The organism is Micromonospora sp. C51 (assembly GCF_018070435.1).
In the GTDB taxonomy this organism is placed as follows: Bacteria; Actinomycetota; Actinomycetes; order Mycobacteriales; family Micromonosporaceae; genus Micromonospora; species Micromonospora sediminimaris.
The window spans coordinates 1-13,600 of record NZ_JAGPXQ010000020.1 but is presented as its reverse complement, the minus strand read 5'-3'; the positions used below and the strand labels follow the sequence as shown (position 1 = coordinate 13,600).

Genomic DNA, 13,600 nt, shown 5'->3' with positions numbered 1-13,600 from the left:
AACCGACGACAGCTTTTCAGCGGCCGTCGGCGAGCCGGTGCCGGGCGACCTGCCGCAGGTGACCGTCACCGGTGGTGCCCTCGATGACCACCTCGGCCCCGCGTCCGGCGTGGGTGAGTGTCGCCACCGCGTTGCCGAAGTAGGGCCCGGCCAGCTTGCGCCACTTGATCAGAGAGCGGCGAACCCCGGCCGTGCGGGCCAGGGCACGGGCCGCCCCGGCCGGGCCCCGCGCCCACCCGAGCCGCATCAGCGGGCGCATTCCGGCCGGCACCTGGTTGTGGATCGGCGAGCAGGTGAGCTGGTGCACCGGTGTGTGCACACCAGGGTCGGCGAACCTGACCCGCGCCACGTACGAGTGGTGCACGTCGCCGGAGAGCACGCTGATCGACGCCGGTGGCGGGTACGCCGGCCCGGCGCCCTTGCGGTCGTCGGGTGTACCGGGCGCACCGGCGCCGATGCGGGCGAACAGCTCCGCCAGCGCGTCGAACGAGCGGCGGAACGCGGCCCAGTGCTCCAGATCCAGCGCGCGGCGCAGCCGTTCGCCCAGGCCGGCGACCCACGGCCGGGGCGAGTCCGCCAGCCTCTCGTTCCACGTCTCGACGTGATGGATGCCGGGCGGCAGCAGCCAGGGCAGCGAGGAGCCGACCACGAGGTGGTCGTAGCCACCGTGGGCGCGGTCGAGGAACCACGACCACTCCCCGGGCGGCAGCATCGCCCGCCGACCGGGCTGCAACACCCGGCTGCACCGGTTGTCGAGCATCACCAGCCGGGTGCGCCCCAGGTCGAGCGCGTAGCTCCACTGGTACTGCACCGCCCGCCAGCGCTCGGTGTCGTGGGCCAGGTCGGCCTCGGTGTCGACCCGCGCGCCGAACTCGCGCAGCACCCCGGTGGCGTCCTCCGCCGCGCTCACCTTGGCGAAGACCGGGTCCGCGGCGATCTCGTCCGGTGAGAGGTTGCCCAGGTGCTGGTACACCCAGTAGGAGGCCAACCCACTGGCGATCCGCTCGGCCCACCATGGCTGTTCGCGCATCTCGGCGCGCCAGGAGGCCGAGGTGTTCCAGTCGTCGATGATCTCGTGGTCGTCGAAGATCATCACGCTCGGCAGGGTGGAGAGGAGCCAGCGGATCTCCGGATCGCGCCACGACTCCAGGTAGAGCTTGGTGTACTCGTCGAAGCTGACCACCTGGTCTTTCGGGGCACCCTCCGGGCGCCGCCGACGGCGGCGCAGCAGACGCTTCACCGTCGGCGAGGTCTCGTCGGCGTAGACCTGGTCGCCGAGCAGCAGCAGCAGGTCGGGCAGGGCCGCCGGGTCCGGGTCGGCCATCACCCGCCGGGCGTACGCGTCGAGCGCGTCCGGTGGCAACTTGCGGGTGGTCGCGTGCTGGGTGGTCTCCCGACAGGAACCGAAGAGCAGCCGGACCGGCTGGTCCCGGTCGTCGCTGGCCCGGGTGCGGATGACGCTGGGCGGGAAACGACTGTCCGGCTGCGGCCAGACCACCTCGTCGTCGATCAGCACCTCGTACGGGGTCGTGCTGTCCGGGTTGAGCCCGTCGACCACCACCAGGGCGTAGTGGTGGTCGTACGCGCTGAAGGTGGGGGCGGTGCCGGTCGCGCCGCCGGCCGTGCGGACGGTGACCACCGTCGGTGCCGTGGTCTCCACCCAGACCGTGGCCCGAGTGCCGACGACCCGGCGCAGCAGGGGGCCGATGAGCAGCTCGGCGGGCATACGGGACCTCCAGACGAGAGAACTTCATCCTTTACTACCCGGCCGGCGGCGCACCACTGCCAACTGTGGCCGAGACTACCGCCGCTTCCTGGGCGGACGCCGGGAGCGGTCGGGCGGCGGGGAACCGCCGCGCCCGGCGGGAGCGGTGGCTGAGACGTGATCGCCGGCATCTGACAGGATTCCGGCATGACGGATTACCTCCTCATCGCTCTCGCCCTGCTCGGTCTGCTGATCCTCGGCGGCATCGGGCTGGTCGTGCCGCGGCTGCGTCGACGGCCGCAGCCGCCGTTGCCGCGTACGGAGGTCGACACCCGGGCGGAGGAGGACCTCGCCGGCCCGCCGGTGCAGGCACCGGAGGCCGATCTGTCCACCGGTGTCCTGGTCGAGCCGCCGGTCGAGGCACCGGCACCGACCGTCGAGGTGCCCGAGCCGACCGCTGGCCGGCTGGTGCGGCTGCGCTCCCGGCTGTCGCGATCGCAGAACGTGTTCGGCAAGGGCCTGCTCGGCCTGCTCAGCCGGGACCGGCTCGACGAGGACGTCTGGGAGGAGATCGAGGACAGCCTGATCACCGCCGACGTGGGCGTAGACGCCACCCGGGAGATCGTCGACCGGCTGCGGGAGCGCACCCGGGTGCTGGGTACCCGGTCGGTGGCTGAGCTGCGGTCCCTGCTCGCCGCCGAGCTGGTCAACGCGCTCGACCCGGGGCTGGACCGGTCGCTGCACACCGCTCCGAAGGAGGGTGTGCCGGCGGTGCTGCTCGTGGTCGGGGTCAACGGCGCGGGCAAGACCACCACCTGCGGCAAGATCGCCCGGGTGCTCATCGCCGACGGCCGCAGCGTGCTGCTCGGCGCCGCCGACACCTTCCGGGCCGCCGCCGCCGACCAGTTGCAGACCTGGGCCGGGCGGGTCGGGGCCGAGACCGTCCGGGGCCCCGAAGGCGCCGACCCGGCCAGCGTCGCCTTCGACGCGGTCAAGCGCGGCATCGAGACCGGCGTGGACACGGTCCTCGTCGACACCGCCGGCCGGTTGCAGAACAAGATCGGCCTGATGGACGAGCTGGGCAAGGTCAAGCGGGTGGTGGAGAAGCACGGCCCGATCGACGAGACACTGCTGGTGCTCGACGCCACCACCGGCCAGAACGGGCTGGAGCAGGCGCGCGTCTTCACCGAGGTGGTAAACGTCACCGGGGTGGTGCTGACCAAGCTCGACGGCACCGCCAAGGGCGGCATCGTCATCGCCGTGCAGCGCAAGCTCGGCATCCCGGTGAAGCTGGTCGGCCTCGGCGAGGGCCCGGACGACCTGGCGCCCTTCGACCCGGCGCAGTTCGTCGACGCGTTGCTGGGTACCGAGTCCTCCGGTCAGACCGCGTAACCTCGGGTGACCAGAGACGATCGCGCGTACGCGGGCTGGCGCGACCCGAGCCACCCGTCGCAGCGCCTCGGGAGACCGTACGTGACCTCGCAGGAGATCCCGCTGCACGGCGGGAACGTGAGCACCGTGGTGCGGGTCGGCGACACGGTGCGGCGTAACGCCGGGCCGTGGACCCCGTCGGTGCACGCCCTGCTGCGTCACCTGGAGTACGTCGGGTTCACCGGTGCCCCCCGTGCCCTCGGCATGGACGAGCGCAACCGGGAGGTGCTGTCGTACCTGGAGGGGGAGTGCGGGGAGTACCCGCTGGCCCCGCACTGGGTCACCGACGAGGCACTGGTCACCGTCGCCACCATGCTGCGGATGTTCCACGACGCCCAGTACGGTTTCGTGCCGCCGCCGCAGGCGGTGTGGCGCTCGTTCGGCCCACCGCCGCCGGACACCGAGGTCATCTGCCACCACGACGCGGCACCGCACAACGTGATCTGGCGGCCGGACGGCACCCTCGGGCTGATCGACTTCGATCTCGCCTCGCCCGGTGCCCGGATCTACGACGTGGCGTACGCCGCGTGGACCTGGGTGCCGATCTTCTCCGACCGGGACTCCATCACCCTCGGCTGGAAGCGCCCCGACCGGCCCCGTCGGTTGCGGCTCTTCGCCGACGCGTACGGGCTGATTCCGCGCGACCGGCACCGGCTGATCCGGACCATCCGCAAGCGGATCGTCGACCACGTCGAGGGCATCCGGCGGATGGCCGCGGCGGGGGAGCCGGCGTTCGTCCGGATCGTGCACAAGGGCCACCTGCGCCGGCCGATGCGGGATCTGCGGTTGCTCGACTACGAGCGGCACGCCCTCGAGCACGCCCTGCGCTGAGCGACGGCCGGGTCCTCCGCCGACGAGGCTTTCCGACGGTCTGTGGGCCGTCGGGGGGATAGACCGGCACCAAATGGCCGATCCACCCCCGTCGAAGCGCTGACGTGTGCGTCTTTCTTCACACGTCCGAAACAAGCCGTCACGGTTCGGAAACCAGCCGGGGACCCTTGGCGAAACAGCGGACTACCAGGCTTCCGCGCAACCGGCGTACGGGCGATGCTGCGCGGTGCCGGGAGGGAGGGAGAAAACAACCCGAGAGGAGGCAGCGTGCCGGAGCTAGATTCTGGTGCCACCGCCTGGATTTTGACTTCAGCCGCGCTGGTGTTGCTCATGACGCCCGGCCTGGCGCTGTTCTACGGGGGCATGACCCGGTCCAAGTCCGTGCTCAACATGATGATGATGAGCTTCGGAGCGATCGGCCTGGTCAGCCTGTTGTGGGTGTTCTACGGCTACAGCATCGCGTTCGGTGAGGACGTCGGCGGGATCACTGGTGATCTTTCCGCAGCCGGTCTGCGCGGCATGCTGGAGAGCGGGACCGAGGGTGGCATCCCCGACCTGCTGTTCGCCGGTTTCCAGTTGATGTTCGCCGTTATCACCGTCGCGCTGATCAGTGGCGCGATCGCCGACCGGGCCCGCTTCGGCCCGTGGCTGCTCTTCGCCGGCCTGTGGGCCACCCTGGTCTACTTCCCGGTGGCGCACTGGGTGTGGGGCGGTGGCTGGATCTTCGAGCTGGGTGTGCTCGACTTCGCCGGTGGCACCGCGGTGCACATCAACGCCGGTGCCGCGGCTCTCGCCCTGGCGCTGGTGCTCGGCCGCCGGGTCGGCTGGCCGAAGGACAGTTTCAAGCCGCACAACCTGCCGATGGTGCTGCTCGGTGCCGGCCTGCTGTGGTTCGGCTGGTTCGGCTTCAACGCCGGGTCGGCGCTGGCCGCCAACGGCACCGCCGCGATCGCCTTCATCAACACTCAGGTCGCCACCGCCGCCGCGGTGCTCGGCTGGCTGGTGGTGGAGAAGCTCCGCGACGGCAAGCCGACCACCCTCGGTGCGGCGTCCGGCGCCATCGCCGGCCTGGTCGCCATCACCCCGGCCTGTGCCTTCCTGGAGCCGCTCGGCGCCATCGCGCTCGGTGTCATCGCCGGTGTCGTCTGCGCGCTGGCCGTCGGCCTCAAGTACCGCCTCAAGTACGACGACTCGCTCGACGTGGTCGCCGTGCACATGGTCGGCGGCATCATCGGTTCGCTGCTCATCGGCTTCCTGGCGATGGAGGTGCTGGCCGGTGAGGGCAACGACGGTCTGCTCTACGGCGGTGGTGTCACGCTGCTGGGCAAGCAGGCCCTCGGTTCGGTCGCCGTGCTGGCGTACTCGTTCGTGGTCGCGTACCTCATCGGCTTCGTGATCGACAAGACCATCGGCTTCCGCGCCAGCGCTGACGCCGAGGTCGACGGCATCGACAACGCCGAGCACGCGGAGAGCGCGTACGAGTTCAGCTCCACGGGTGGTGGCGGTGGCGCGTTCGCCGCCGCGGGCATCGGCACCTCGGCGTCGTCGTCGAAGACCGAGCCCACCGAACCGGTAAGCGAAAAGGTCGCCGGCTAACGTTTCGGGAATGGAGGGGTTGGACATGAAGCTGGTGACCGCGGTCATCAAGCCGCACCAGTTGGACGCCGTCAAGGAGGCCCTGCACACGCTGGGCGTGGCCGGTCTGACGGTGAGCGAGGTCCAGGGCTACGGGCGGCAGAAGGGCCACACCGAGGTCTACCGGGGCGCCGAGTACACCGTCGAGTTCCTGCCCAAGATCCGGGTGGAGGTGCTCACCGACGAGATCGACGTCGAGAAGATCGTCGACGCCGTCGTGTCGGCCGCCCGGACGGGCAAGATCGGTGACGGCAAGGTCTGGGTGACCGCCGTCGAGGAGGTCGTCCGGGTCCGCACCGGCGAGCGCGGCCTGGACGCACTGTAGGGCGATGATCGATGACCTCGTTGACCAGTAGGACAGCCTCGGAACCCCCCGGTAGCGCTGACCTCCTGGTCAACGAGGTCGTCGGCGTACCGGCCGGGGTCGGCGCGACGGCGCGTCGGGCCCGGGCCGACGCGTACGACGCCTGGCTGGCCCGGCTGCTGCCGGACCGGCCGGGCGTCGCGCTGCTCGCGGTGGGCGGGCTGGGCCGTCGGCAGTGCGCTCCCTACGGCGACCTCGACCTGGTGCTGGTGCACGCCGGGGTGCCCGGCATCGACGAACTGGCCGCCGCCCTCTGGTATCCGATCTGGGACGCCGGGCTGCGGCTGGACCACTCGGTCCGGACCGTCGCCGAGGCGCTGTCGGTCGCCCAGGACGACGTCAAGGTGGCCCTCGGGCTGCTCGACGCCCGGCTCGTCGCCGGTGATCCGGACCTCGCCGACACGCTGGTGAGCAGCGCGACCGACCACTGGCGGCGCACCGCGGTCCGCCAACTCGCGCCCCTGCGGGAGAGCACCGCCGCCCGCTGGCAGGCCCACGGCGAACTGGCCCACCTGCTGGAGGGCGACCTGAAGGAGGCGGCTGGCGGGCTGCGTGACGTCGGCATCCTGCGGGCCATCGCCACCGCCGGGATCACCGACGCGCTACGACCCGCCGTGCACGCCGCACACCTGCGGCTGCTGGACACCCGAGACGCGTTGCACCAGCAGGTCGGCCGGCGCGTCGACCGGCTGCTCGCCCAGGAGCGCGCCGGGGTGGCCGCCCTGCTCGGTCTGCGTCGGACACCATCCGGCGTAGCCGAGGGCGTTCCGCCGGGCGGAGTGCCGCCGCAGCCGGCCGGCACGTCACCGGACCAGCGGTCCGGCCCTGCGCCGCGTCCCGAGGACGGCGACGGCGACACCCTGCTGCGTCGGGTCGCCGGTGACGCCCGGACCATCAGTCACGCCCTGGACGACGCCTTCCGCGCCGCCGACCGGTTGCGGTCCGGTCGCCGTCGGGGCGCCGACGGGAGGCCGCTGCGCCGCCCGGTCGCCCGGGACGTGGTCGAGCACGACGGCGAACTGGTGCTGGCCCGCACCGCCATCGGCGCCCGCCCCGACGCCAGCCTGTCGCTGCGGGTGGCCGCCGCCGCGGCGACCACCGGACTGCCGATCGCCCGGGCCACCTGTGAGTGGCTGGCCGCGTACTGCCCGCCGCTGCCGACGCCCTGGCCGGCCGAGGCCCGCGCCGCCCTGACCACGCTGCTCGGTGCCGGGGCCGGCATGATCCCGGCCTGGGAGACCTGCGACCGGTACGGGCTGATCGACGGATGGTTGCCGGAGTGGACCCGGCTGCGCAGCCTGCCCCAGCACAACCCGGTGCACCGGTTCACCCTGGACCGGCACCTGGTGCAGACGGCCGCCGAAGCCAGCCGGCACACCCGCGACGTGGATCGCCCCGACCTGCTCCTGCTCGGTGCGCTCCTGCACGACGTCGGCAAGGGGCTCCCCGGTGACCACAGCGTGGTGGGCGCGCCGATCGCCGAGGGGATCGCGACCCGGATCGGCCTGCCGGCCACCGAGGCGACGCTGATCGGCACGCTGGTCCGGTTGCACCTGGTGCTGCCCGAGGTGGCCACCCGGCGGGATCTGTCCGACCCGGTCACCATCGCCCGGGTGGCCGAGTCGGTCGGCGACGTCACCACCCTCGACCTGCTGTACGCGCTGGTGCGCGCCGACGCTGCCGCCACCGGCCCGGCCGCCTGGTCGGACTGGAAGGGCCGGCTGGTCGCCGAGCTGGTCGCCCGGGTCCGCACCACCCTCGACACGGGCGACGTACCCGCCCCGCCGGCACCGGACCCGGCGCTGGTGGCCGGGCCACTGCCGGTCGTACACCTGACCGGGGACCGGGTGGCGGTGGCCGCGGCCGATCGTCGGGGCCTGCTCGCGACGGTGGCCGGTTGCCTGGCCCTGCACCGGCTGGAAGTGCTCGCCGCCGACGCCTCGACGGTGGACGGGCGGGCCCTGGTGCAGTGCCGGGTGCAGCCGCGCTACGGACTGGCTCCGGATCCGGTGGCGCTGAGCGCCGACCTGCGCCGCGCGGTGCGCGGTGACGTGTCGGTGACCCAGCGGCTACGCGGTCGGGCCCTGGCCGCACGGGGGGCCGGGGCCCAACCGCGGGTGGTCTGGCACCGGGACGCCGCCACCGACGCGGTACTGCTGGAACTGCGTGCCGCCGACGCTGCCGGCCTGCTCTACCGGGTGACCAGTGCGCTCGACGCGGCCGGCGCTCAGGTCCGGGCGGCCCGGATCGCCACCCTCGGTGGCGACGTGGTCGACGCCTTCTACCTGGTCGGTGGCTGGCCTCCGGAGGAGGAACGGGCCCGCCTGGAGGCCGCCGTCCTCGCCGCCGTGTAGCCGCCCGCCCTGACTCCGGCGCCGGATCTGTGGCAGTAAGGGTGTCAACTGGCCGGCGTGTCGGATACCGCAGCTGCCACAGATCGTGGCGCCCGGGCTCTCCTGGGGGCTGGGCGGGCGGGAGCGGGGGTGTGGGTGGCGGGCTACCCTAGCGGTGGTCGGACAGCTCACCCGGCCTCGTTCGTGCTCATCGGAACACTGACAAACGGGATGTTCGCGTGTTTGACACCTTGAGTGACCGCCTCTCCGGGATCTTCACCAAGCTCCGCGGCAAGGGACGTCTCACCGACGCCGACATCGACGCCACCGCGCGCGAGATCCGCCTCGCGCTGCTGGAGGCGGACGTCGCGCTGCCGGTGGTCAAGGGCTTCATCGCGAACGTCAAGGAGCGGGCGCGCAGCGCCGAGGTCTCGCAGGCGCTCAACCCGGCCCAGCAGATCATCAAGATCGTCAACGAGGAACTGATCGCCGTGCTGGGCGGCGAGGGGCGACGGCTCCAGTTCGCCAAGCAGCCGCCCACCGTGATCATGCTCGCCGGTCTCCAGGGCTCCGGTAAGACCACGCTCGCCGGCAAGCTGGCCCGCTGGCTCAAGGCCCAGGGCCACCAGCCCCTGCTGGTCGCCGCCGACCTGCAACGTCCCAACGCCGTCGGGCAGCTCCAGGTGCTCGGTGGCCGCGCCGGTGTCGAGGTGTACGCCCCGGAGCCCGGCAACGGCGTCGGTGACCCGGTGCAGGTCGCGAAGGCCTCCATCGAGCACGCCCGACGGGCCGCCCGGGACGTCGTCATCGTCGACACCGCCGGACGGCTCGGCATCGACGCGGAGATGATGCAGCAGGCCGCCGACATCCGCGACGCGGTCGACCCCGACGAGGTCGTCTTCGTCATCGACGCGATGGTCGGTCAGGACGCGGTGCGGACGGCCGAGGCGTTCCGTGACGGCGTCGGCATCACCGGCGTGGTCCTTTCCAAGCTCGACGGCGACGCCCGTGGTGGTGCCGCGCTGTCGGTCCGTGAGGTGACCGGGCAGCCGATCCTGTTCGCCTCCACCGGCGAAAAACTGGAGGACTTCGACGTCTTCCACCCCGACCGGATGGCCAGCCGGATTCTCGGCATGGGCGACGTCCTCACTCTGATCGAGCAGGCCGAGGCGGCCTTCGACACCGATCAGAAGGAGAAGATGACCGCCAAGCTGATGGGCGGCGAGCAGTTCACCCTGGAGGACTTCCTCGACCAGCTCATCGCGGTACGCCGGATGGGGCCGATCGCCAACGTGCTGGCCATGATGCCGGGCATGGGCCAGGTCAAGGACCAGCTCGCCGAGCTGGACGACAAGCACTTCGACCGGATCACCGCGATCATCCGGTCGATGACCCCGGCCGAGCGCACCAACCCGAAGATCATCAACGGCTCCCGGCGGGCCCGGATCGCCAACGGCTCCGGTGTGACCGTGATGGACGTCAACCAGCTGCTCAACCGCTTCACCGACGCGCAGAAGATGATGAAGCAGATGGGCGGCATGATGGGCCTGCCCGGGGCCGGGCGGCGCAAGGCGACCAAGTCGCCGAAGAACAAGCGCAAGGGCACCAAGGGCGGCAACCGGCCACGCAGCGGCGCCGGCACCAGAGGAGTGCAGGGTGGCTTCCCGGGCGGGATGCCGCAGCTGCCCCCGGGGATGAACCCCGACGACCTGGCCGCCGGTCAGGGCCTGCCGCCCGGCTTCAAGCTGCCGAAGATCGACTTCAACAAGTTCGGCAAGGACGGCAAGCCGCCCCGCTGAGCGTGTCGGTGACGGCGGGTGGTGTTGTCGGCGCTTAGGGTGATGCCGCCCCCTGGAAGGAGGAGTCATGACCGTGGCCCCCATGCTGCCCATCCCACCCGAGCGCTCGGAGTGGACGGTCGACGACCTCGGCGAGCTGCCGGAGGACCTTCCGTACGAACTGGTCAACGGACGGTTGATCGTGCCGTCGCCGACCGCCCTGCATCAGGACCTCTGCGTCGAGCTGCTGCTCGCGCTCGAAGGCAACTGCCCGCCCGACTACCTGGTCAGCATCGACCTGTCGATGCGGATCGACAGGTGCAACGAACCTCGACCCGACGTGGTCGCCATCCGCCGCGAGCACGCCAACCGCTCGCCCGTCCCGGTCGAGGACGCGCTGCTCGCCGTCGAGGTCTTCTCGCCTATGTCGACCTTCCGTGACCTGTACGACAAGGCCAAGGTCTACGCCCACGCCGGGGTCCGGTCGTACTGGGTCGTCGATCCGCTGCACGAGAAGATGACGCTTACGGAATACACCCTGAGTCCGTCCGGTGACTACGAGGTCGCCGCCCACACCGAGGATCTTTTCGTCACCGAGCGACCGTGGAAGGTGTCCGTCGACCTGCCCGCGTTGACCGCGCGGCGGGCGGGGCTTCTGGCACGCGACGGGGAGTGATCGGGTAGGACTGTGCGCATGGCTCTGCATGTGCGCGGTGTGCTCCTGCCCGACGACGAGGTACGCGACCTGTGGCTGGTCGGCGACCGGGTCACCTTCGAACGGGTGCCGGGTGCGGAGACGGTCGCCGACGGCGGCTTCATCCTGCCCGGTCTGGTGGACGCGCACTGCCACATCGGCATCGCCCGGGGCGGGGCACCGATCACCTCGCTGGATCAGGCGCGCGGGTTGGCGCGGATCGACCGGGACGCCGGCGTCCTCGCCCTCCGGGACGCGGGATCGCCCTTCCCGTACCCGGAACTGGACGACGAACCCGACCTGCCCCGGCTGGTCCGGGCCGGCCGGCACGTGGCGCCGCCCAAGCGGTACCTGCGCGACATCGGTGTGGAGGTCGGTGCCGCCGAGGTGGCCGCGACGGTGGCGGAGCAGGCAGCCGCCGGCAACGGCTGGGTGAAGCTGGTCGGCGACTGGATCGACCGGGGCGTCGGTGACCTCGCGCCGGCCTGGGACGCCGACACGATGACCGCCGCCGTGGCCGCCGCGCACGCCGCCGGGGTACGCGCCGCCGTGCACACCTTCAGCGAGTCGGCGGTGGAGATCATGGTGCGGGCGGGGGTGGACTCGGTCGAGCACGGCACCGGGCTCAGCCTCGACCTGATCGACCTGATGGCCCGGCAGGGCACCGCGCTGATCCCCACGATGATCAACATTCGCACCTTCGGCCACATCGCCGACCAGGCCCGGGCGAAGTTCCCCGGGTACGCCGAGCACATGCTCGCCCTGCGCGACCGCTTCCCGCAGGTGGTGCGGTCCGCGTACGAGGCGGGTGTGCCGATCTACGTCGGCACCGACGCCGGTGGCGGCATCGACCACGGCCTCGCCGTCGAGGAGATGCTCCTGCTGCACGAGCAGGCCGGCATGTCCGCCCTGGACGTGCTCGCCGCCGCCTCCTGGGGGGCCCGCGCCTGGCTCGGCCTTCCCGGCCTCGTCGAAGGCGGCCTGGCCGACCTCGCCGTCTACCCCCGGGACCCCCGGGCCGACCTGACCGCCCTCCGCACCCCCACCCGCCTGATCCTCCGCGGCCACCCCCTCCCCTAAACCCCACCCACCCCACCCACCCTGCGCGGTTGATCAAGAGGTTTGCGTCGGAATCCGAGCCCTCGGGCGACGCAAACTTCTTGATCACCGCGGCGGTGAGGCGGGGGAGAAGATACGGGGATGGGTGGGCGCATAGGATGTGCGGTCATGGCGCGCGTGCTTACTCCCCGGGCAGAGGACTTTCCTCGCTGGTACCAGGATCTGATTGCCAAGGCGAAGCTGGCCGACAACGGGCCGGTGCGAGGGACCATGGTGATCCGACCGGCCGGCTATGCCATCTGGGAGCGGATGCAGGCCGAGATGGACGACCGGATCAAGGCGGCCGGCGCGGAGAACGCCTACTTCCCGCTGTTCATCCCAGAGAGCTACCTCAAGCGCGAGGCCGAGCACGTCGAGGGCTTCTCGCCGGAGCTGGCCGTGGTCACCCACGGTGGTGGCAAGCAGCTCGCCGAACCGGTCGTGGTGCGACCCACCAGCGAGACGGTCATCGGCGAGTTCATGGCCAAGTGGATCGACTCCTACCGCGACCTGCCGCTGCTGCTCAACCAGTGGGCCAACGTGGTCCGCTGGGAGCTGCGCCCCCGGGTGTTCCTGCGGACCAGCGAGTTCCTCTGGCAGGAGGGGCACACCGCGCACGCCACCCGGGAGGACGCGCGCGCCTACGCCCGCAAGATCCTGCATGAGGCGTACGAGGATCTGATGGTGAGCGTGCTCGGCATCCCGGTGGTGGTCGGGCTCAAGACCGCCCGCGAGCGTTTCGCCGGAGCAACCGCCACCTACACCTGCGAAGGCATGATGGGCGACGGCAAGGCGCTCCAACTCGGCACCAGTCACGAGCTGGGTCAGAACTTCGCCAAGGCCTTCGACATCAGCTACTCCTCGGCCGAAGGTGGCCGGGAGCACGCCTGGACGACCTCCTGGGGCACCTCGACCCGAATGCTCGGCGGCCTGATCATGTGCCACGGCGACGACAACGGGCTGCGGGTGCCGCCGCGGCTGGCGCCGACCCAGGCGTACGTCATGGTGGTCAAGGACGGTGACGGAGTCACCGAGGCGGCGGCCAAGCTGCGCGACGCGCTGCGGGACGCCGGTGTCCGGGTCGCGCTCGACGACCGCACCGACACCCCGTTCGGCCGCCGGGCCGTCGATGCCGAGCTGCGCGGCTATCCGGTACGCGTCGAGGTCGGTCCCCGCGACCTGGCCGCCGGCAACGCGGTGGTGGTTCGCCGTACCGACGGCTCGAAGGCACCCACGCCGGTGGCGGACGTGGTCGGTGCGGTGCTCGCCGCCCTCGACGCCGACCAGCGGGCGCTGCACGACCAGGCGCTTGCCTTCCGTGAGTCGCGCACTGTCGACGTGGCGACGCTGGACGAGGCGCTGGAGGCGGCAACCACCGGTTGGGCCCGCGTCCCGTGGTCGGCAGTCGGCGTCGACGGCGAGGCGAAAGCCAACGCCCAGGGCGTCACCGTCCGCTGCCTGGTCCGTGCCGACGGCACCGTCCCCGACACCGAGGACGAGCCCGACCTCCTCACCATCCTCGCCCGCGCCTACTGACCCCCTCCCCGCACTCCCCCCGGCCCGGCCCGGCCTGGCCTGGCCTGCCCCGCCTTGGTTGATCATGAGGTTGGCGGCACAGTTGATCGCTTGAACTGCCGCTAACCGCATGATCAACGGAGGGGGGGGCGGGTGGGTGGGCGGGACGGCGAGGGTCGGGGCGGGGCGGGAGGTGGGAGCCGGGGCGGTTGGTCG

The 13,600-nt window shown here is 71.7% G+C and carries 10 protein-coding genes; 9 read left to right on the top strand and 1 reads right to left on the bottom strand.

Going from position 1 to position 13,600, the window contains the following annotated elements:
• Positions 1-16 precede the first annotated feature (16 nt).
• A complete protein-coding gene (locus tag KBX50_RS19660; RefSeq protein ID WP_210938682.1) occupies positions 17-1,726 on the bottom strand; it encodes an alkaline phosphatase D family protein in 1,710 nt (569 codons plus the stop codon).
• A gap of 186 nt (positions 1,727-1,912) precedes the next feature.
• On the opposite strand from KBX50_RS19660, the gene ftsY reads away from it, so the two are divergent.
• From ftsY to proS, 9 genes are all read left to right on the top strand, one after another.
• The gene (ftsY, locus tag KBX50_RS19655; RefSeq protein WP_093401704.1) at positions 1,913-3,097 is read left to right on the top strand and encodes a signal recognition particle-docking protein FtsY; all 1,185 of its coding nucleotides are present in this window, start codon (positions 1,913-1,915) and stop codon (positions 3,095-3,097) included.
• A 6-nt stretch (positions 3,098-3,103) separates the two neighbouring features.
• Positions 3,104-3,967: an aminoglycoside phosphotransferase family protein gene (locus KBX50_RS19650; RefSeq protein ID WP_170863284.1), complete on the top strand. Its 864-nt coding sequence runs from the start codon at positions 3,104-3,106 to the stop codon at positions 3,965-3,967.
• A gap of 330 nt (positions 3,968-4,297) precedes the next feature.
• Positions 4,298-5,563, top strand: a complete 1,266-nt coding sequence (locus KBX50_RS19645; RefSeq protein WP_247674047.1) for an ammonium transporter — start codon at positions 4,298-4,300, stop codon at positions 5,561-5,563.
• A 25-nt stretch (positions 5,564-5,588) separates the two neighbouring features.
• Positions 5,589-5,927 (top strand): P-II family nitrogen regulator, encoded by a 339-nt coding sequence (locus KBX50_RS19640; protein WP_166458079.1) that lies wholly within the window; start codon positions 5,589-5,591, stop codon positions 5,925-5,927.
• Positions 5,928-5,938: 11 nt separating this feature from the next.
• The gene (locus KBX50_RS19635; protein WP_210938678.1) at positions 5,939-8,320 is read left to right on the top strand and encodes a [protein-PII] uridylyltransferase; all 2,382 of its coding nucleotides are present in this window, start codon (positions 5,939-5,941) and stop codon (positions 8,318-8,320) included.
• A 218-nt stretch (positions 8,321-8,538) separates the two neighbouring features.
• Positions 8,539-10,098, top strand: a complete 1,560-nt coding sequence (gene ffh / locus KBX50_RS19630; protein WP_210938677.1) for a signal recognition particle protein — start codon at positions 8,539-8,541, stop codon at positions 10,096-10,098.
• A 67-nt stretch (positions 10,099-10,165) separates the two neighbouring features.
• The gene (locus KBX50_RS19625) at positions 10,166-10,753 is read left to right on the top strand and encodes a Uma2 family endonuclease (RefSeq protein ID WP_210938676.1); all 588 of its coding nucleotides are present in this window, start codon (positions 10,166-10,168) and stop codon (positions 10,751-10,753) included.
• 18 nt (positions 10,754-10,771) lie between these two features.
• Positions 10,772-11,851: an amidohydrolase family protein gene (locus KBX50_RS19620; protein WP_210938675.1), complete on the top strand. Its 1,080-nt coding sequence runs from the start codon at positions 10,772-10,774 to the stop codon at positions 11,849-11,851.
• Positions 11,852-11,998: 147 nt separating this feature from the next.
• Positions 11,999-13,405, top strand: a complete 1,407-nt coding sequence (gene proS / locus KBX50_RS19615) for a proline--tRNA ligase (RefSeq protein ID WP_210938674.1) — start codon at positions 11,999-12,001, stop codon at positions 13,403-13,405.
• Positions 13,406-13,600 lie beyond the last annotated feature (195 nt).